Raw genomic sequence first — 20,432 nt, 5'->3', positions numbered from 1 at the left:
TGTATATGAAAGTAGATTATCATCTTCACTTAGAAGAAGGACCGTATTCAATAGGATGGCTTGCTAAAATAAATGAAGCGTTGGAATGTTATGAACCGCTTCAAGAAAGACATTCTATTGATTGGCTTATGAAAACACAAGAGCGTTTGCAAAAGCGTGTGAAGGAAGGGCCATTTACAACAGAATGGATAGATCTATATTTAGAAGAAGCTGTGCGAAAAGGAATAAAAGAAGTGGGAATTGTTGATCATCTATATCGTTTTCATGAAGCAAAAGGATATTATGAAAAATATGTAGATATTAGTGATTCTAAGCTCGGTCGTATACAGAAAGAATGGTTGGATCAAGTAAGGGTAGTTTCACTGTATGATTTTACAAAGGCAATTGAAGAGGCGAAAGAACGATGGGGGAAAAGAGGTGTCACACTTAAACTTGGAATTGAAGTGGATTATTTTATTGGTTGTGAAGGAGAGTTAAAAGAATTATTAGCGCTAGGAGACTTTGATTATGTAATTGGTTCCGTTCATTTTCTAAATGGCTGGGGATTTGATAATCCAGATACGAAAGAATATTTTGAGGTGCATGACCTACGCGCATTATATGATATGTTTTTTAAAACAGTTGAGAGTGCGATTCGTACCGAGTTATTTGATATTATCGCTCATCTTGATAATCTAAAGGTATTTAATTATCGATTGGATGAGAATGAACAGCTTTCTTATTATGAGGAAATTGCCTGTGCGTTAGTAGAAACGAATACGGCAACAGAAATAAATGCAGGATTATACTATCGTTATCCTGTTCGTGAAATGTGCCCAAGTCCACTATATTTACAAGTATTAGCTAAGTATGGTGTTCCAATTACGATTTCTTCGGATGCCCATTACCCAAATGATTTAGGGAATTATGTACAAGAAAATGTACAAACATTACGAGCTCACGGTGTTACTCAGGTTGCAACATTTACGAAGCGAGCAAGAGTAATGAGGTCGCTTGAAGAAGAAGTAACAAATTCAAAATGAAACGCAATTTTTTGATGAAAACTGTCCTTTTTGTTCAAAATAAGAAAGAATGAAAAGGAGGGTAAGAAATGGCGAAACAACAAAATAAACAAAATGTACAAGGTGCACAGCAACAAGCTTATACTTCTGAAACGAATGCTGCATCTCAATCGGTTATTGAGGAGCAAATTAGCGATACGGTTGCAGAAGGAACTATTGATGTGAAGCTCGGAAAAGAATCGCAGGAAAAAGCGTAAGAAAAGGGGAGAGTTGCATCTCCTCTTTTTTCATGGAAAAGTGTCGATTTTCAAAACTATAATCAAATTCCTTGGTTTTTATATGTGGATTTCTTACAATGAAATATAAGAGATGTCTTATTTTCTATAGAAGAGGTGTTAGTAGTGGCAAAAATATTAGTAGCGGGAAAAATTCCGGAAATTGGATTAGAACTATTAAAAGATCATGATGTAGAAATGTACGATAAAGAGGAGTTAATTTCTATAGATGAATTAACAGAGCGTGTAAAAGATAAAGATGCATTGTTAAGTTTACTTTCGACAAAGGTGCCAAAAGAAGTTATTGATGCAGCGCCTCATTTAAAGATTGTTGCAAACTATGGTGCTGGTTACGACAATATTGATTACACGTATGCGGGCGAAAAAGGAATTGCAGTTACGAATACACCGAAAGTATCAACGGAAGCGACTGCAGAATTAACATTTGCACTTCTTTTAGCAGCGGCGCGTAGAATTCCTGAAGGGGATACGTTATGTCGTACGACTGGATTTAACGGATGGGCACCGTTATTTTTCTTAGGACGAGAAGTTCATGGTAAGACAATCGGAATTATAGGTCTTGGAGAAATCGGGAAGGCTGTTGCAAAACGTGCGAAAGCATTTGGAATGGATGTTTTATATACAGGGCCAAATCGTAAGCTTGAAGCTGAAAGTGAGCTGGGGGCAACGTATGTGATGTTGGAAGAATTATTACAAACAGCAGACTTTATTACAATTAACTGTGCCTATAATCCAAAATTACATCATATGATTGATGAAGAGCAGTTTAAAATGATGAAGAAAACAGCGTATATTGTAAATGCTTCACGTGGACCAATTATGAATGAAGCAGCACTTGCTCATGCATTAAAAACGAATGAAATTGAAGGAGCAGCTCTTGACGTGTTTGAATTTGAGCCGAAAATTACAGAAGAGCTAAAAGAATTAAAGAATGTAGTACTTGCTCCACACGTAGGGAATGCAACATTTGAAACTCGTGATGCGATGGCTGAAATGGCTGTCAGAAATATTTTAGCTGTATTAAACGGCGAAGAGCCAGTAACACCTGTAAATGAAAAGGTATTAGTTACAAAATAAAAAGAAACCTTCCGGACTCGGAAGGTTTTCTTATTTTTCTTTATTCGCTTTTTTAGACGGTCTTTGTCTAATGAATTGAGATAACATGTACAAAATATATAGTGGAATGGCAATGAATAAGAAAACAGAAAAATTTCCAAATCCTGTTTGATACATTGTAATAATGATTCCAACTAAAAATAGTGTAATAATGATGCTATATCGTGGAATTGGTACATCTTTTAAACTTGGGATACGAATGCGGCTCACCATTAAAAATGCGAACGTTACAAATACGGTAATAAGAACGATTTTTGGAATGGTATGTGAAAATAATGTTAAGAAAGCAACAAGCCCTCCCGCTGCTGTAATCGGTACTCCAGTGAAATATTTCATTGAAGTAGAAGATGGTGTTACATTAAATCGTGCTAAACGATATGCTCCGAAAAGAGGGAATAATCCCGCTATGTATAATCCGATGATTCCGTAGTTTGAGAAAGATGTGTAATACATTAAAACAGCTGGTGCTGCACCAAATGTTACGACATCTGCAAGCGAGTCGAGCTCTTTTCCCATTTGTGAATCAACACGTAATAAACGAGCAACACGACCATCAAGACTATCTAACATCATCCCGATAAGTACTAAAATAGCAGCTGATTTATAATATCCTAAAGATGCATAGCCGATTGATAAAAATCCGCTATATAAATTTCCGAGCGTAAATAAGTTTGGAATAGCTGCTCTATACAAAATCTGATCCCTTGCTTTCTGTAATAAATTCTTAATTAGTGTATGAAAGTTTACTTATTTTATCATACCATAAATTTATTCCTCATACGAAAGAAATTACCAATTTGTGAAAGATTTCATAGAAGGATGGTTTGAAAATTAAGTGAAATAAAAAGAGGAAGCAACTTGTATAAAGTTGCTTCCTTTACTATTCAAATTTCGTTGTCATCGTTCCAGTTTTATATCGATTATTAGGATCGAAGCGTAATAAATCTCCATAAATTAATTTATCGGAGAGTTTTAATTCTGTTTTTGCTTTTTCAATATACGGCTGACATAGCGTCATGTCAGCTTCTTCACCCGTACTTCTTTTGTAGCACATATTTTTTGTATAAACATACTCTTCAGAAACAAAGCTACCATCACGCATTACCATAAGCGGGTCTTTCTCTTTAATAAATAAGTCAGTTCCAAATTCAACGGATTTATTTGTTTTAATACCAAGTAAATGAAGGAGCGTTGGCTTAATATCAATTTGACCGGATACTTTAGAAACAACTTTTCCTTCTTGGCCAGGCACATGAATAATAAGAGGGACTCGTTGTAATTGCATAGAATCGAATGGTGTAATAGTATCTTTTCCTAAGAACTGTGCCATAGCTGCGTTATGGTTTTCGGAAATACCGTAATGATCACCATAGATGACAATAACGGAATTATCATACAATCCTTCTTCTTTTAATTGTTTAATAAATAATTTAAGAGCTTCATCTGTGTAACGAACAGTTGGGAAGTAGCGGTTTACAACACCACTTTCCGAGTTGAATTCGTCAACATATTGATCTTCCGGATTTAGAAGAAACGGAAAATGATTTGTTAATGTAATAAATTTTGTATAGAAAGGTTGCGGTAAAGATTTTAACTTTGGAATAGATTGTTCAAAAAACTCTTTATCTTTTAATCCCCAACCGACAGACATTTGCTCCGTTCCTGCGTAATCATTTAAATTAAAATAACGATCATATCCAAGCGCAGGATACATTACATCGCGATTCCAAAACGTTTTATCGTTTGAATGGAAGACGGCAGAAGAATATCCGTATTTCTTTAATTGTTCTGGTGTCGCTGTGTATTCATTTGTTGCATGAGTAAAGAATACAGAACCACGATCTAGCGGATAAAGTGAGTTTTCAACGATAAATTCAGCATCAGAAGTTTTGCCTTGTCCAGTTTGATGATAGAAGTTATCGAAATAGAAACTATCCTTAATAAATTCATTCAAAAATGGTGTAATTTCTTTTCCATTTATTTTTTTATTAATAACAAAGCTTTGTGTAGATTCCATTGAAATTAAAATTACATTTTTACCTTTTGCAGCTCCAAATAAGTTTTTATCAACTTGTTTGTCTTTTGAGTCTGTATAGTTTTTGATTTCAGAAAATCCATCCCCACTTGCAAATACACGCTCAGCTGAGGACTTGGATTGAAGCGTAATATCAAATAGATGATATGTGTATAAACCTAAATTCTTCACGACAGTTTGACGGTCAAATGAGCGTGAGAACATTTGTGGTTTATAAATAACTGATACAACAATTTGTAGTGCTAATAAAGCTGTTACACCGCTAAAGAAAGTTCGCTTCTCTGAGCGGGAAAGTGGTGTTTTGTCGCCAAATGATGGGAATTTACGCGAAATAAACATTAAAATAATTGCATCTGCAAATAAAAGTAATGTTTTGTACGTAAAGAGTTCTTTTATACTTGTCCCTAAATCAGCCATATTGTTTGTTTGGAATAAAACCGGGAAAGTAACGAAATCGTTATAGAACCCATAAAACATTGCGTTTCCAAATAAAATAAATGACAGTATAAAACTGATTCCAATTATAATTCGGTTTCGGTGCTTAGATGCAAGTAAAGCTAAGCCGAAAAATAAAAGTAACGCAGCTAGTGGATTGATAAAAAGCATGAATTCTTCAAAGAAATTATCAATTTTAATATCAAATGCTAGCTTGTACACAATATATGTTTTAATCCATAGTAAAACGACTGCAACGAGTGCAAATCGCAGTTTTGGAAACAGATGTTGTAGCATAATATACTCCTCTCCTAAAAAGCATGACAGTTCTTGTGAGTCAGTTTGCTTAAAGACTCATTTTATATATACGAACAGTCCTTTGTTATTATGATTATTATACTATGAGTATCATTATACGAAAATAAAAGAAGGTTGTGGGCTTTTTTATAATAATCGAGTAGAAAAAGAGTGGTGGGAGACAATAAAACAGAATTTCTATGTATGATAATTATCGTACGCAGAAAGAATCGCGTGATAATACGGAGGTTATAATGCGAAAATTATTATATTTTATAGCATGCAGTAGTGTTATACTTTTTACTTCACCGAGTGTGTCGGTAGCCCAATATGATGCACCTCTTATGGAAGATGCACTTTATTCTGTTTTATTTCCAAAAATAAATAAAGCAATTGAAAAACAATATGGAAGTTTGAAACCTTATCAATGTCCTAAAATTATTAGTTTAAAAAAAGTGTATAGCGGTACATATTTATTTCAAGCAAGTATTGAAGTGACAAAGTATGAACGTGTTGCTGGGAAAATTGCTCCACCATTTGAGAAGGTAACGATTACATTTAATAACGAAGAAGGCGAATGGGAAGTGACAAAGATTTCAGTAAAGCGCTTACCAAATGATACGAAACTAAACTGTAAAAAAACAATATAAAAAATTGTTTGACAAATAAAATGGTCCTTTGGTATTGTTAATAGCAACAATTAGATGTTTGAAAATTAAATAGACTTACCTCATCTACTCTCAAAGGTAGAGGCCGCGATAGGAAAGAGTAAGCTATGGGAGATTTAATGGAATCTGTGATCATAGGTTGAAAGGGACTATTGCCGAAATATAAGAATAACCATCTTATTCATATATTGGGACTGCATTGAATAAATGTAGTACTGTCATAAGATTTATTTTATGGAGAGCTATTTGGAGATGTTGATGCGGTTTCTTATTTTGAGGAGATAACAACTCGTTTATTTTTTCAATATATATTTTTCCTAATAAGAAACGCGTGTGAACATTGTTCCGCGCGTTTTTTGTCTATCTAAAAGCGTGCTGCAATGAATAGAAGATTGGGGTTATGAGTTTTAGAGGAAATAAGGGAGGAATTTAAATGTATTTACACGGCACAAGCCGAATTAATGGGCAAGGACACTTAGAAATTGGAGGGTGCGATACGACGCAGCTAGCAAAGCAATACGGAACACCACTTTATGTATACGATGAAGAGTCTATTCGAGGAAAATGCCGAGCATTTCATCGTGCTTTTAAAGAAAGTGGTTTCTCTTACCAAGTAGCATATGCAAGCAAGGCGTTCTTGTGCATGGAGATGTGTCGAGTAGCTCGTGAAGAGAGTATGTCATTAGACGTTGTTTCTGGGGGAGAATTATATACTGCGCTCCAAGCAGGATTTCCGGCATCACGTATTCATTTTCATGGAAATAATAAAACAGAAGAAGAAATAGTGATGGCTCTTCAGGCGAATATCGGTTGTTTTGTCGTAGATAATTTCTTTGAATTAGAAGTTTTACACGATTTAGCGATGCAACATGGGAAATTTGTGAACATATTAATTCGTGTAACGCCTGGAGTAGAGGCGCACACACATGAATATATTACAACAGGTCAAGATGATTCGAAATTTGGATTTGGTGTTTCAAACGGTCAAGCGATGCAGGCAATTGGATTTGCTTTACAAAAATCAAATTATAATGTGCTAGGGATCCATTCACATATTGGGTCGCAAATATTTGAAACAGCTGGTTTTGTTCGAGCAATTGAAGTTCTTCGCCAATTTTTAGAAGAAGTGAGAGAGCAAACAAACTATGTAGTAAAAGTGTTAAATGTAGGCGGGGGATTTGGAATACGTTACACAGAGTCAGATACACCATTAACTCTTGAGACATATGTGCGAGCTGTAACAAGTGCAGTGAGAGAACAATTTACTGTATGTGAATATCCATTGCCAGAAATATGGATTGAGCCAGGCCGTAGCATTGTAGGTGATGCTGGGACAACAATTTATACAGTTGGATCTGTGAAAGATATTCCTGGTATTCGGAAATATGTATCAGTCGATGGTGGAATGACAGATAATTTAAGACCTGCTTTATATAGTGCGCGTTATGAAGCGATGTTAGCGAATCGAGGGAATGATGAGAATGAGGAACTCGTTTCGATTGCTGGGAAATGCTGTGAGAGTGGAGATATGTTGATTTGGGATATTCATTTACCGAAAGTCGCTGCTTCTGATTTACTAGCAGTTTCCTGTACAGGAGCATACGGGTACTCGATGGCGAATAATTACAATCGGATTCGAAGACCAGCCGTTGTCTTTGCAAAAGGCGGAACATCGCAAGTAGTTGTGGAACGCGAAACATATGAAAATATTATTGGGAACGATCGCATACGTATTAAAGAGCTTGTCTAAATAGGAAAAGGAGTTGTTCGAATGGACAATTCCTTTTTTATAAAATAAAATAATTAAAATATATCGGAAAACTAGGATTGAAAAAAATCAGAATTGTGATAAAATACAAATACAAAGCTTATCAAGAGAAGCGGAGGGAACTGGCCCGAAGAAGCTCGGCAACCTGCTTATAGAAAGCAAGGTGCTAAATCCAGCAAAATGGGATCCATTTTGAAAGATAAGGTAAAATATATTACCGAACAGTCTTTTCGAAATGGGAAAGATTTTTTTTATGAATAAAAAGGGGGGGCTGTTCGCGTGAGTGTACGGGAACATTTTGATGAAGTATCCGAGAAGATTGAAGCGATGCTTGCTGATATGAAATATGGTTCAATTACAATTGTTGTGCAAGATGGAAAAGTAATTCAGTTAGAGAAAAGTGAAAAAGTACGTTTAAAGTGAAAAGCGCTGACTAGAAAAACTAGAGGCGGTTTTAACCTATTTTCATTAGGTTAAAACCGTCTTTTTGCTTTTACAGGGGGAAAAAACATGTTGACGTATGAAACGTGGGAAGAAAATGTTGTTTCGTTTTCGGAAGAAGATGAAACAAAAGGCGCGTTATCAGTATTAAATTGGGCTTATGAAGAGTATAAAGATGAAATCGTCTACGCATGTAGCTTTGGGGTGGAAGGTATGGTATTGCTGCACATTATAAACCAAGTAAATCCATCTGCTAAAGTTGTATTTTTGGATACAAATGTTCATTTTCAAGAAACGTATGAATTAATTCAAAAAGTGCGGGAACGATTTCCTTCATTGAATATTATAGAAAAACAGCCAGAACTTACACTTGATGAACAGGCGAAGTTGCATGGTGAAAAACTGTGGGAGAGCAATCCGAATCTTTGTTGTAAGATTAGAAAAATTTTACCTTTAGAAAAATCATTAGTCGTTGAAAAAGCATGGATATCGGGCTTAAGAAGGGAACAATCAGAAACACGTAAGCATACAAAGTTTATAAATCAAGATCATCGTTTTCAATCTATTAAAGTTTGTCCACTCATTCATTGGACGTGGAAAGAAGTTTGGCGATATGTATACAAACATAGCTTGCCGTATAACCCGTTGCATGATGTTGGCTATCCAAGTATTGGGTGTGAGAAATGTACGTTACCTGTAGGGGATGGTGGCGATTCAAGAGATGGTAGATGGGCTGGAAAAGTAAAAACTGAATGTGGTCTTCATTACCAATAAGATGAATCTTGAAATAAAGCTAAGAGAGGATATAGAAAAATGAGCATAGTAAACGAATTAGTAAACCGTATAGATGAGACATATGACGTATCGCAAATTGAAAAAGAAATTAAATTAGACAATATTGCGTTAAGTGATTTAGAACTATTGGCGACAGGTGGATATAGCCCCCTTACTGGTTTTTTAGGGAAGGAAGATTATGATTCAGTTGTAGAAACGCTTCGTTTAACAAATGGTAGTGTGTGGAGTATACCGATTACATTACCGGTAACAGAAAAAGTCGCAGAAAGCCTGAAGGCTGGAGAGGAAGTAAAGCTTATCAACAACGGAAATATATACGGTGTCATTCAAATAGGAGATATTTTTGTACCAGATAAAGAAAAAGAAGCGTTACTTGTATATAAAACAACGGATGAGGCTCATCCAGGAGTGAAAAAATTATATGAACGACCAAACGTTTACGTTGGAGGAACTATTATTCTGACAAAACGCTTTGAAAATAATCAATTTCCTTCTTATCATTTAGACCCAATTGAAACGAGGGAAGCATTTAAAAAACGTGGGTGGAAAACAGTGGTCGGATTTCAAACGAGAAACCCGGTACATCGTGCCCATGAGTATATTCAAAAATCTGCTCTTGAAATTGTAGATGGTCTCTTTTTAAATCCGCTCGTCGGAGAAACGAAATCAGATGATATTCCTGCTGATGTAAGAATGGAAAGCTATGAAGTCCTTCTTCAAAACTATTATCCGAAAAATCGTGTCTTTTTAAGTGTATTTCCTGCTGCCATGCGTTACGCAGGACCAAGAGAAGCGATATTTCATGCGTTAGTAAGAAAGAATTTTGGATGTACCCACTTTATAGTAGGGCGTGATCATGCTGGAGTAGGAGATTATTACGGAACGTATGAAGCGCAAGAAATCTTCACAAATTTTACGATAGAAGAGTTAGGAATTACACCACTATTCTTTGAACATAGTTTTTACTGCATGAAATGTGAAGCGATGGCTTCAACGAAAACATGTCCGCACGGAAAAGAAGATCATGTTATTTTATCGGGTACGAAAGTAAGAGAATTATTAAGAAACGGTGAGATTCCGCCAAGTACATTTAGTCGTAAAGAAGTAGTGGAAGTGCTAATTAAAGGCTTGAAAAAAGAAGTAGTAACAGAATAGGGAGAGAACGAGATGGATACGAATATTACTTGGCATACAGCTTCGGTTTCAAAAGATGAGAGAAGAGTGAAGAATGGACATCATAGTTTTGTAATTTGGTTTACTGGTTTATCAGCTTCGGGTAAATCTACAGTAGCGAATGCGGTCGCTCGTAAACTGTTTGAAAAGAATATTGGAAATTATGTGCTGGATGGGGATAACATTCGCCACGGTTTAAATAAAGACTTAGGATTTTCTGAAAGTGATCGCATGGAAAATATAAGACGTATTGGCGAAGTGGCAAAGTTATTTGTAGACCAAGGAGCAGTTGTCCTTACAGCATTTATTTCACCATTTCGAGTAGACCGCAAACAAGTAAGAGATTTATTAGCGGCAGATGAATTTATTGAAATTTTTGTGAAGTGTCCGATTGAAGAGTGTGAGAAACGTGATCCGAAAGGACTTTATAAAAAGGCAAGAAAAGGTGATATTAAGGATTTCACAGGTATTGATTCGCCTTATGAAGAGCCAGAGCAAGCGGAATTAATTGTAGAAACGCACAAATATTCTATTGAAGAATGTGCAGAACAAATCGTGAAGTACTTACAAGAGCGTAGTTTTATATAGGGGGATAAACAATGAGTTATGAAAAAGTATGGGCTAACAATGAAAAATTAAATCAGACCGAGAAAAATAAATTAGAAAAAGATGGCTTAGAAATTTTTAATGATATTCCTTACTATGCGGAAAATGGTTTCGAATCTATTCCGAAAGAAGAGTGGGATGCCTTTAAATGGGCAGGCTTGTATTTACAAAGACCGAAAGAAGCTGGTTATTTTATGATGCGGGTAAATATTCCGTCAGGGATTATTACAAATGCACAGGCAGAAGTACTTGCTTCTATCGCTGAAGATTATGGACGTAATGTAATAGATATTACGACGAGACAGGCGATTCAGTTTCACTGGTTAGAAATTCAGCAAATTCCAGATATTTTTAAAAGATTGGCAAGAGTTGGGTTATCTTCAGCGGGGGCTTGTGGTGATATAACGCGGAATATTACAGGTAATCCGCTTGCTGGCATTGATGCAAATGAACTATTCGATACAACGCATATTGTAAAAGAAGTATACGATTACTTCCAGCATAATGAAGAGTTTTCTAATTTACCACGTAAATTTAAAATGTCTATTAGTTCTAATATTTATAACTCAGCAAACGCAGAGATTAACTGTGTTGCATTTACACCTGCTACGAAAGAAATAGATGGTGAGAAAAAAGTTGGTTTTCATATAAAAGTAGGCGGAGGGTTATCAGCTCGACCGTATTTAGCTGATGAATTAGATGTATTCGTTTTACCAGAAGAAGTGAAGGCGGTGGCGATTGCGATTGCTACTATATTCCGTGATTTTGGGTATCGTGAGAAACGTCATTTAGCACGTTTGAAATTTCTTGTTGCGGACTGGGGAGCAGAGAAATTTAAAGAGAAACTAATAGAGTATACAGGGCCTTTACAAAGTAAAGGGGAAAGTGCACTCAAAGGATGGAATGCAGGCTATTTTTATGGTGTTCAAGACCAAAAACAAAAGGGATTAAAATATGTAGGTTTTAATGTACCGGTAGGTCGTTTACATGCAGAAGAAATGTTTGAGATTGCAAGAATCGCAAAGCAATATGGAAATGGACAAATTCGTACATGTAACTCGCAAAACTTCATTATTCCGAACATTCCTCCAGAAAATGTAAAAGGGTTACTTAGTGAACCGCTGTTTGAAGCGATATCTGCTAGTCCGAAATCATTTATTGGTCATGCGGTTTCATGTACCGGTATTGAATATTGTAATCTTGCACTAGTAGAAACGAAAGAAAGATTACGAAAAATTGCAGAATACTTAGATACACAAATTGCACTCGATGTTCCAGTTCGAATTCATATGGTAGGCTGCCCGAATTCATGTGGTCAACGCCAAATTGCTGACATTGGGTTACAAGGGGTGAAAATGAAAACGAAGGAAAAAGGTATTGTTGAAGCGTTTGAAATATACGTAGGTGGAACATTGTTAGATGGCGGTGCCTACAATCAAAAGTTAAAAGGAAAAATAGATGGCGAGGATCTACCTGATGTACTCGCATCATTTATAAGTTATTTCAAAGAGAATAAATTACCAGCCGAAACATTTTATGATTTTGTAGGTCGTGTTGGTGTAGATACATTACAAATAGCGTTAAATAACGTGCTAGAAGAAGTAATAGCGTCTTAGGAGGGACGATATGGATTTATATCGATTTGAAGCTGTGTTAGTAAATAGTATTGTTCCGATTGTTGTTGTTGCTCAAAGTGAAGAACAGGCATTTAAGCTTGCGGAGATTGAGCTTGAAAAGCATTTTTTACCGTTGCCAGAGGTAAAAGAGATTTCTTTGTTTGAAAAAAAGAAGATTCGAAAAGGTGGGGCATTTGTTATCCATGAGTAGAGATCAGTAATACGAAAAAATAAAAACTTCCATTCTTATATACGAATGGAAGTTTCATTTTAATAGAAGAAATGAGGAGAGATGATGGGAAAGGTTTATATTGTTGGAGCGGGTCCTGGCGATCCAGATTTAATTACTGTTAAAGGGTTGAAATGTATTGAGAAGGCAGATGTTATTTTATACGACCGACTTGTGAATAAAGAGCTACTTTCATACGCAAAGCCTGACGCGGATTTAATTTATTGCGGAAAACGCCCGAATTATCACACGATGAAGCAAGAGACAATTAACACGTTTCTTATTAAGTATGCGAAAAAAGGAAAAGTTGTAACGAGGCTTAAGGGCGGCGATCCATTTGTGTTTGGTAGAGGGGGAGAAGAAGCTGAAGCATTAGCAAAGCAAGGTGTACCATTTGAAATCATTCCTGGTATTTCAGCTGGAATAGCTGCTCCTGCTTATGCGGGCATTCCAGTGACGCACCGTGATGCAAGTGCAAGTTTTGCTATTGTGACTGGGCATAGGAAAGAAGGTACTGAAGAAGAAGTGAAATGGGAAAGTTTAGCGAAAGGTGTAGAGACTTTAGCGGTATATATGGGGGTTAGTAATTTGCCCTACATATGTGAGCAACTTATGAAGCATGGAAAAGATAAAAGTACGCCAGCTGCTATTATTGAGCAGGGGACGACGTCTATGCAACGCACAGTTGTTGGAACGTTAGGGACAATTGTAGATGTTGCGAAAAAAGAGCAAATTCAAAATCCGAGTATGATTGTAATTGGAGAGGTTGTCCGTTTTAGAGAAAAAATTCATTGGTTTGAGGAGCAGACAGAAAATGCTTATCAAGTAAGTGGAGTGTTGTAAAATGAAAGCCGTCTTATATATATGTCATGGAAGTCGTTTGAAGACAGCGAAAGAAGAGGCGATTCAATTTATTACATCGTGCATGAGCCGTATAGAAGCGACTATTCAAGAAGTTTGTTTTTTAGAGTTAGCGAATCCTTCTATTGAAGATGGTTTTCGTACATGTGTGAAGCGTGGGGCCACTGAGATTATTGCTATCCCTGTTTTTTTATTAGCGGCAGGTCATGTAAAAAAAGATATCCCTTTTGAATTGGAAAAGTTAACTAATCAATTTTCGGATGTTAAAGTGACCTATGGTAATCCGTTTGGTGTATCAGAAACACTTGTTAAATCGGTGTATAGCGGAAGTGGCATCGAACAGGAAGATAAAAATGAAGTGACGTTACTTCTTGTTGCAAGAGGGAGCAGTGATCCTGAAGTATTAAGAGATATAAACTGGATTGCTTCTTTATTTCAAACAAAAGAGAAGGTTAAAAAAGTAGAAGTTTGTTATTTAGCGGCTGCAGAGCCAAAATTTGAGGAGAAGTTAAAGGAAGTTGTAGAACGAAAAGAAAAGAACATCGTTGTACTGCCTTACTTGTTATTTACAGGTTTACTTATGAAACATATTGAGAAAGAAGTGCGCCAATATGAAGTGGAAGAGATAAAAATTAGTCCATATTTAGGGAAGAATGAAGCGTTTCAAGATATGTTAATTCAGAAAACGACGGAGTTATTGAAAGGAGATCAGTATGTATCCACTTACAGTGCGAGTTAATGAGAAACGCGTTGTTGTTATTGGCGGGGGAAAAGTTGCAGGATTTAAAATTATTCCTTTACTCAAACAGGGTGCGGATATAGTTGTGATAAGTCCAGAATTAGATGCGAATTTAGTAAAACTTGTGGAAGAAAAGAAAATTCGTTGGTATCAAAGAGAATATGAAAAAAGTGATATTAAAAGTGCTTTTTTAGTTGTTGCAGCGAGTAGTGATTCAATATTAAATGAACAAGTTGCTGAAGATGCCGCTGAGAATCAATTAGTAAATGTTATTACAAATCCGGAAAGTGGTAATGTTCATTTTCCGGCAGCGATTCATCGTGGTTTACTTAATATAGCAGTTTCTACTGGGGGAGCGAGCCCGAAGCTCGCAAAAAAAATTCGAGATGATATTGCAAATAAATATGATGAGACATATGAATCGTATTTAGATTTTTTATATGAAGTAAGGTTGAAGTTAAAAGATTTACAGTTAGAAAAGAGGGAACGAAATATATTGCTCCAAGAAGTGTTGAAATCAGTATATGTGCAAAATGAGGGGAAAAGAGAAAGTTTTTTACGTGAGTTAGAGGAAAAGGTTTTAAAATAATAAAAGATAAAGTGCGCTTTACAAATATAAAAATATAATTTATAATCACAAGTAACTTCAATAGATGAAATCGATGAGCAAGAAGAGTACGTATATTTGATGCGTTCAGAGAGCTGGGGTTAGGTGGGAGCCCGGTACGATAAAATATACAGAATGGGCTTGCGAGAGGTATGTTGAACATTGTAGTAGGCAACCCGGGTTCCGCCGTTAAAAGGATAGAGTATCGGAATTATTCCTGTACTTGAACAAGTGGGATTTATCAATCCAATTGAGGTGGTACCACGGTATTTACATTACATATATCGTCCTCTACATGCATATTTGCATGTAGGGGACTTTTTTATTTTCTAAAGGAGGTGTGCGAGTATGAAATGAAAGTGTATAATTAACAAAAGTTTAAATATTCAGAAAAGGAGAATTTATGATGAAAGAAACACAGCAATGGACGTCGAAAATAGGCTTTGTACTCGCAGCAGCCGGAGCCGCAGTAGGTCTTGGTGCGATATGGAAATTTCCATATGTTGCAGGTAATGGCGGGGGAGGCGCATTCTTCCTTGTATTTTTACTATTAACTTTATTTATAGGTATGCCTCTTCTAATAGCGGAGTTTGTTATTGGACGTAGCACGCAAAAAGAGGCGGTTACAGCTTATAAAGTACTAGTGCCAAATAGCAAATTATATCCTTGGATTGGTCGTATGGGAGTTGTTACTTGTTTTAGTGTACTATCTTTTTATAGTGTTGTAGGTGGATGGATTTTACTTTATTTATATTATAGTGTGACAGGAAGTTTCTGGAATGGAGCAGCTGATTATGGACAATTGTTCGGTGAAACGATTTCAAATCCATTAAGTGCGATTGGAGCACAATTTATCTTTATGCTTTGTACGATTTTTGTTGTAAGTAAAGGTGTAGAGAAAGGTATAGAAAAGGCAAGTAAGTACATGATGCCGCTATTATTTATTTTATTTATTGCGATTATTGTTCGTGCGTTAACACTCGATGGTGCTTTTGCTGGAGTAGAGTTCTTCTTAAAGCCAGATTTTTCAAAGCTTACAGCAGATACGATTTTATATGCAATGGGACAATCTTTCTTCTCGCTAACAGTAGGTGCCTCAGTAATGGTAACGTATAGTTCGTATTTAAAGAAAGAGGAACATTTAACGAAATCAGCAACATCTATTGTAAGTTTAACTGTTTTTGTTACAGTACTTGCAGGATTAGCAATTTTCCCAGCGATTTTCGCATTAGGAGTTAAACCGACTGAAGGACCAGGATTACTGTTTATCGTCCTTCCAGCAGTATTTGCAAAAATACCATTTGGTCAATTTTTCTTTATTATGTTTTTAATTTTATTCTTCTTTGCGACTTTAACATCAGCAATTTCAATGCTTGAAATTGTAGTAGCATCTGTTGCGAAAGGTAATGAGAAGAAGCGTCCTTCAGCATCATTATTAATTGGTATTCTTATTTTTGCAGTCGGTATTCCATCAGCGTTATCATTTGGGATTATGAGTGACGTGAAAATATTTGGGAAAACATTCTTTGATTTAGTCGACTTTTCGGTAAGTAACGTATTGCTACCGTTAGGAGTACTAGCTATTTCATTATTTGTACCAAATAAAATGAGTAAAGAATTGTTGATGAAAGAATTAGAAGTGACGGAAACGAAAGGGAAAACGTTATTTAACATTTGGTTCTTCTTACTTCGTTATGTTATTCCGGTAACTGTAATAATTGTATTTTTAAATGCGATAGGTGTATTTAAAATGTTTGCATAAAAAAAGGCGGGGATCTCCCGTCTTTTTTTATGTTGATGAATGTAATAGACGATTATACGCTTTATAGGCTGTGGTGACTGCGAGGAATGGAGCGATTAAAAATAAAACTGAGCCGCCAAATGTAAATATCCGGCCAATATACGTTTCTCTAGCTTCTTCTATTTTTTGTTGTAATTGCGTATTCATATGGATCACCTCGTAAACTATAGGCATTTAGTTATAGTCTATGTAGAATGCCTATATTGTGTGAAGTGTAAATGAAAAACCTCGGTAGGCACCGAGGTTTTTTATAATCCGATATAAGGAGATGGGTCAACTGCGTTTGTCTTGCCGACATTCCATTCTCCAAGATGAAGTTCGAAGTGTAAATGTTGTCCGTATGATTGGCCCGTATTCCCCATAAATCCAAGCTGATCGCCTTGTTTTACAGTTTGTCCATTCGATACAGAACGACTATTCATATGAGCATATACTGTCGTATATGTTTTTCCGTTTATACGGTGAGATAAATACACTACGTTTCCGTAACTAGATGATAATTCTGAGCGAATAACAACGCCATCTGCAGCAGCGATAATTGGAACCGTTCCCGAAGCAGCGATGTCAATTCCTTTATGGTTATCTAAAGAACGTACACCAAATCCGGAAGTTTTTGATCCAGCTGCTGGTTTAATAAAACCACCGATATTTGTATCATGTGGTGTTGGGGCCGCTTGAGCAGATTTAGTAGCTTGTTGTTTGCGAGCCTCTTCTGCCTGGCGAGCTTCTTCCGCTTTACGAGCTTCTTCCGCCCGTTTTTCTTCTTCAATTGCTTTTTGAACAGCTTGACGTTGATTTTCTAAAATGCCCTTGGATTCTTCTAATCCTTCAATCTCTGAATCTACTTTTGCTACTTTCGTATGTAGATCGTTAATAAGAGTTTGTTGCTGCTGTTGGTTATTTTGTAATTCTTGTTGTTTTTGTTCTAGTTTTTGTTCAGAGTCTTTCAGTTGTTGTTCTTTTTTCTCAACAGCCACTTTTTCTGTCGTTACAGCATTTTGATCAGATGTTTGTTTTTTTACAATATCTGTATCGTTGTTTAATATTAAACTTACGGAGTACATATTATCAACAAGATCAGCAATGTTTGTAGAGTTTGTTAATACTTCTGTAATGATATTTGTACGCGGTTTTTCTTGCATAGATTGTAATCGTTGTTTAATAACTTCCTGACGTGTATCTATGTTTGTTTGTAATTGTTCTATATGTTTCTTTTTGTCAGTAATTACTTGTTGTGTTTTGCTAATTTCTTTTTTTGTATCGTTTAATTCAGTCTCATTTTTATTAATGGAAGTAGTTAATTCATCGATTTTCTTCTGTAATTCTTGAATTTCTTTTTCTATTTGTTCTTTCTCGACTGATTTATTTTGTAAGTCACTTTGTTTGCCTTCTAATTCAGATTGAATGTTAGATAATTTATCTTGATTCGTTTCAGCGTATACGGGTGAAAGTAACGGGGAAGCAAAAATCGTTCCTGCTGCTAAAACACTAAACGCTGCAAATTTCTTTTTCATTGTTGTCTGACTCCTTTCCCTATGAATGTTATATATCATAAGAAGAAGGGTGTCTATCGTTGTAATCATAATGTAAAGAAAATTTTATAAAATTGCTAAGTTTTGTCGGAATTTATCATTTTTCAACTGTAATTGTCATAATGCTTACATTTTATTCATACGTACACAAAGGTAAATTTTGGGATTTATCTGTGAAATGAAGGAGGAAAGTAATCGTTTTTATGAGGTGAAATATTACTTTGAAAGCTAATAAAACACTAGTAAGGAATCGTTCTCATGTTAGGTTTTCTAACATGGGTCTGCTTTTTGTCAAGAAAATTATTTGTGTTCGGGCAAAGTTATTTTGTTGTCAGATTTAAATTTTTGATTTATGATTTTTAACAGGGACAAAATGTAGTGAATTGTCGAATAATATGTAATACTCTTAATTTCTTAGTTTTATAGAGATAGAATGAGAGATAGAGTGACACATCGAAGAGGGGGTTACAACAAATATGAAAAGAATAGGACTTGCATGGCAAATATTAATAGGACTTGCGCTTGGTATTGCGGTTGGTGCGATTTTCTTTGATAATCCAGCTGTTGTGAAGTACTTACAACCAATTGGTGATATTTTCATCCGATTAATTAAAATGATCGTTGTACCAATTGTTGTAGCAAGTATTGTTGTTGGGGTTGCTGGTGTTGGCGATGTTAAAAAACTAGGTCGACTAGGCGGAAAAACAATTATTTACTTTGAAATCATTACAACAATTGCAATTATTGTTGGTCTATTAATAGCGAATATTTTCCAACCAGGAAAAGGCGTAAATATGGAGCAGTTAACAAAGACAGATATTTCGAAATATACACATACGACAGAGCAAGTACAAAGTCATTCATTTGCAGATACGTTTGTAAATATTGTTCCAACGAACATTATGAAGTCGTTAGCTGACGGAGATATGCTTGCTATTATCTTCTTCTCTGTACTATTTGGTTTAGGTGTAGCAGCAATTGGTGAAAGAGGAAGACCAGTTCTTCAATTTTTCCAAGGTGTAGCTGACGCAATGTTTTATGTAACAAACCAAGTTATGAAATTTGCACCATTTGGTGTGTTTGCACTAATTGGTGTTACAGTTTCTACATTTGGTCTTGCTTCATTAATTCCATTAGGGAAATTGCTAATTGTCGTATATGGGGCAATGATCTTCTTCGTCGTAGTTGTCTTAGGACTTACAGCGAAAATATTTGGAATTAACATTTTCCAATTCTTTAAGATTTTAAAAGACGAGCTGATCTTAGCGTATTCTACAGCAAGCTCAGAAACAGTTTTACCAAAAATCATGGAGAAAATGGAGAAATTCGGTTGTCCGAAAGCAATTACATCTTTCGTTATTCCGACAGGTTATTCATTTAACTTAGATGGATCAACTTTATATCAAGCAATTGCGGCTATTTTCTTGGCGCAAATGTACGGTATTGATTTATCTATTACACAACAAATTACATTATTACTTGTATTAATGGTTACATCAAAAGGTATCGCAGGTGTACCGGGCGTATCATTCGTTGTATTATTAGCGACACTTGGTACAGTAGGTATTCCACCTGAAGGTTTAGCGTTCATTGCTGGTATTGACCGTATTTTAGATATGGCTCGTACAGCAGTTAACGTTGTAGGAAACTCTTTAGCAGCTGTAGTTATGTCTAAGTGGGAAGGTCAATATGACGCTGAAAAAGGACAAGCTTATTTAAAGGAGATTTCTGAAAAGGGTCAAGCGGCTTAATTATAATATGAACAAGCTCTCACATAATATGTGGGGGCTTTTCTGTATATAGAAGAGGAGCAGACATAATGAAACGTAAATATGGTGACGGTTCTTCGTGGAAGAGACTAATAGAAAAGAGTTATACGGTTAAGCAAATAGAAGAGGGAATGCTCGGAATACTGGATATAAAAAAGGTGAGAGAGCCTAGTTGTAAAGAATATGATGGTGAAGAACTTTGTATTGCAGCGGATCAGTATACGTGGATTCAATATTTCATAGACGGGAAAAACTTTGCGATTACCGCTATGTTAGATGATCAGAAAAAATTAGTGCAATATTATATCGATGTGGCGAAAGAATATAAAATAGACGATCGTGGTTTACCGTATTTTGATGATTTATATTTAGATGTAGTATTATTATCTAGCGGTAAGGTGTATGTATTAGATGAAAAGGAGCTAGAGGATGCTTATAAAAGTGGTGATGTCACGAAGGAAGAGTATGAGCTAGCTTGGTACACGACGAAATGGATATTAGCAACAATAAAAAATAGTGAATTTTATTGGATTTCAATATTGGAAGAAGAAATCGAAAAGTTAAAATGATTGTTGTATTCAAATTTTTGTATAATTACCAAAAAAATCTATACAAAAAATAATTGACTTTTGTTTTGTAAGCGAGTA

21 protein-coding genes, 2 riboswitches and 1 other annotated feature are annotated in these 20,432 nt (G+C 35.6%); of the genes, 17 read left to right on the top strand and 4 right to left on the bottom strand.

Annotation, left to right across the window (positions count from 1 at the left end; translation table 11 throughout):
- Positions 1 to 5 precede the first annotated feature (5 nt).
- The 3 genes from MKY38_RS14900 (at position 6) to MKY38_RS14890 (ending at position 2,374) form a co-directional block, all read left to right on the top strand.
- Complete coding sequence (locus tag MKY38_RS14900; protein ID WP_065223945.1) at positions 6 to 1,022, top strand: histidinol phosphate phosphatase domain-containing protein; 1,017 nt, start codon at positions 6 to 8, stop codon at positions 1,020 to 1,022.
- Between the two features lie 68 nt (positions 1,023 to 1,090).
- Positions 1,091 to 1,258: a YozQ family protein gene (locus MKY38_RS14895; protein ID WP_001118878.1), complete on the top strand. Its 168-nt coding sequence runs from the start codon at positions 1,091 to 1,093 to the stop codon at positions 1,256 to 1,258.
- 144 nt (positions 1,259 to 1,402) lie between these two features.
- The gene (locus MKY38_RS14890) at positions 1,403 to 2,374 is read left to right on the top strand and encodes an NAD(P)-dependent oxidoreductase (RefSeq protein ID WP_001062834.1); all 972 of its coding nucleotides are present in this window, start codon (positions 1,403 to 1,405) and stop codon (positions 2,372 to 2,374) included.
- Positions 2,375 to 2,404: 30 nt separating this feature from the next.
- On the opposite strand, the gene pssA is transcribed toward MKY38_RS14890, so the two are convergent.
- Both pssA and MKY38_RS14880 read right to left on the bottom strand, forming a co-directional pair.
- Positions 2,405 to 3,106, bottom strand: coding sequence for a CDP-diacylglycerol--serine O-phosphatidyltransferase (gene pssA / locus MKY38_RS14885; protein WP_000285417.1), 702 nt, complete (start codon positions 3,104 to 3,106; stop codon positions 2,405 to 2,407).
- Positions 3,107 to 3,293: 187 nt separating this feature from the next.
- Positions 3,294 to 5,180 carry an LTA synthase family protein gene (locus MKY38_RS14880; protein WP_000939082.1) on the bottom strand — a complete coding sequence of 629 codons (1,887 nt, stop codon included), beginning with the start codon at positions 5,178 to 5,180 and terminating at the stop codon, positions 3,294 to 3,296.
- A 254-nt stretch (positions 5,181 to 5,434) separates the two neighbouring features.
- Here MKY38_RS14880 and MKY38_RS14875 point away from each other — a divergent pair, with 254 nt between their 5' ends.
- The 12 genes from MKY38_RS14875 to MKY38_RS14820 all read left to right on the top strand — a co-directional run bounded on the left by MKY38_RS14875 (position 5,435) and on the right by MKY38_RS14820 (position 16,445).
- Entirely contained in the window at positions 5,435 to 5,830 is a 396-nt protein-coding gene (locus MKY38_RS14875) for a DUF3888 domain-containing protein (protein ID WP_001228823.1), read from the top strand.
- 89 nt (positions 5,831 to 5,919) lie between these two features.
- A riboswitch (Lysine riboswitch) is annotated at positions 5,920 to 6,101 on the top strand.
- 180 nt (positions 6,102 to 6,281) lie between these two features.
- Complete coding sequence (gene lysA, locus MKY38_RS14870) at positions 6,282 to 7,598, top strand: diaminopimelate decarboxylase (protein ID WP_000280676.1); 1,317 nt, start codon at positions 6,282 to 6,284, stop codon at positions 7,596 to 7,598.
- 115 nt (positions 7,599 to 7,713) lie between these two features.
- Positions 7,714 to 7,822: riboswitch (SAM riboswitch) on the top strand.
- A 73-nt stretch (positions 7,823 to 7,895) separates the two neighbouring features.
- On the top strand, positions 7,896 to 8,039 hold the full coding sequence (locus MKY38_RS14865; RefSeq protein ID WP_000116158.1) for a YezD family protein: 144 nt from the start codon (positions 7,896 to 7,898) through the stop codon (positions 8,037 to 8,039).
- An 87-nt stretch (positions 8,040 to 8,126) separates the two neighbouring features.
- Positions 8,127 to 8,831 (top strand): phosphoadenylyl-sulfate reductase, encoded by a 705-nt coding sequence (locus MKY38_RS14860; protein WP_065223946.1) that lies wholly within the window; start codon positions 8,127 to 8,129, stop codon positions 8,829 to 8,831.
- Between the two features lie 39 nt (positions 8,832 to 8,870).
- Positions 8,871 to 10,007, top strand: a complete 1,137-nt coding sequence (gene sat / locus MKY38_RS14855; protein WP_114556092.1) for a sulfate adenylyltransferase — start codon at positions 8,871 to 8,873, stop codon at positions 10,005 to 10,007.
- 12 nt (positions 10,008 to 10,019) lie between these two features.
- Positions 10,020 to 10,613, top strand: a complete 594-nt coding sequence (cysC, locus tag MKY38_RS14850) for an adenylyl-sulfate kinase (RefSeq protein WP_000380499.1) — start codon at positions 10,020 to 10,022, stop codon at positions 10,611 to 10,613.
- An 11-nt stretch (positions 10,614 to 10,624) separates the two neighbouring features.
- Positions 10,625 to 12,247: a nitrite/sulfite reductase gene (locus tag MKY38_RS14845; RefSeq protein ID WP_065223948.1), complete on the top strand. Its 1,623-nt coding sequence runs from the start codon at positions 10,625 to 10,627 to the stop codon at positions 12,245 to 12,247.
- Between the two features lie 10 nt (positions 12,248 to 12,257).
- The gene (locus tag MKY38_RS14840) at positions 12,258 to 12,458 is read left to right on the top strand and encodes a DUF3906 family protein (protein WP_000366914.1); all 201 of its coding nucleotides are present in this window, start codon (positions 12,258 to 12,260) and stop codon (positions 12,456 to 12,458) included.
- A gap of 84 nt (positions 12,459 to 12,542) precedes the next feature.
- Positions 12,543 to 13,319, top strand: coding sequence for a uroporphyrinogen-III C-methyltransferase (gene cobA, locus MKY38_RS14835; RefSeq protein ID WP_341049142.1), 777 nt, complete (start codon positions 12,543 to 12,545; stop codon positions 13,317 to 13,319).
- A 1-nt stretch (position 13,320) separates the two neighbouring features.
- A complete protein-coding gene (locus MKY38_RS14830; protein ID WP_000648887.1) occupies positions 13,321 to 14,076 on the top strand; it encodes a sirohydrochlorin chelatase in 756 nt (251 codons plus the stop codon).
- Entirely contained in the window at positions 14,051 to 14,665 is a 615-nt protein-coding gene (locus MKY38_RS14825; protein ID WP_000283356.1) for an NAD(P)-binding protein, read from the top strand. The genes MKY38_RS14830 and MKY38_RS14825 overlap by 26 nt, the downstream gene beginning before the upstream one ends.
- Before the next feature lie 64 nt (positions 14,666 to 14,729).
- Positions 14,730 to 14,978, top strand: a binding site (T-box leader).
- 111 nt (positions 14,979 to 15,089) lie between these two features.
- Positions 15,090 to 16,445 (top strand): sodium-dependent transporter, encoded by a 1,356-nt coding sequence (locus MKY38_RS14820; RefSeq protein ID WP_065223950.1) that lies wholly within the window; start codon positions 15,090 to 15,092, stop codon positions 16,443 to 16,445.
- 27 nt (positions 16,446 to 16,472) lie between these two features.
- Here MKY38_RS14820 and MKY38_RS14815 read toward each other — a convergent pair whose 3' ends face one another.
- The gene (locus tag MKY38_RS14815) at positions 16,473 to 16,631 is read right to left on the bottom strand and encodes a hypothetical protein (RefSeq protein WP_341049141.1); all 159 of its coding nucleotides are present in this window, start codon (positions 16,629 to 16,631) and stop codon (positions 16,473 to 16,475) included.
- Positions 16,632 to 16,732: 101 nt separating this feature from the next.
- Entirely contained in the window at positions 16,733 to 17,998 is a 1,266-nt protein-coding gene (locus MKY38_RS14810; RefSeq protein ID WP_070179977.1) for a murein hydrolase activator EnvC family protein, read from the bottom strand.
- A 494-nt stretch (positions 17,999 to 18,492) separates the two neighbouring features.
- Between MKY38_RS14810 and gltP the strand changes: the two genes are divergently transcribed.
- The gene (gltP, locus tag MKY38_RS14805) at positions 18,493 to 19,767 is read left to right on the top strand and encodes a glutamate/aspartate:proton symporter GltP (RefSeq protein ID WP_000821126.1); all 1,275 of its coding nucleotides are present in this window, start codon (positions 18,493 to 18,495) and stop codon (positions 19,765 to 19,767) included.
- 68 nt (positions 19,768 to 19,835) lie between these two features.
- Complete coding sequence (locus tag MKY38_RS14800) at positions 19,836 to 20,354, top strand: DUF402 domain-containing protein (RefSeq protein ID WP_070179978.1); 519 nt, start codon at positions 19,836 to 19,838, stop codon at positions 20,352 to 20,354.
- Positions 20,355 to 20,432: the final 78 nt, after the last annotated feature.

The sequence above is a fragment of the Bacillus sp. FSL R5-0585 genome, from assembly GCF_038004545.1.
In the GTDB taxonomy this organism is placed as follows: Bacteria; Bacillota; Bacilli; order Bacillales; family Bacillaceae_G; genus Bacillus_A; species Bacillus_A cereus.
Note: the sequence above shows the minus strand (reverse complement) of the source record. Positions and strands in the feature narration are given on the sequence as shown.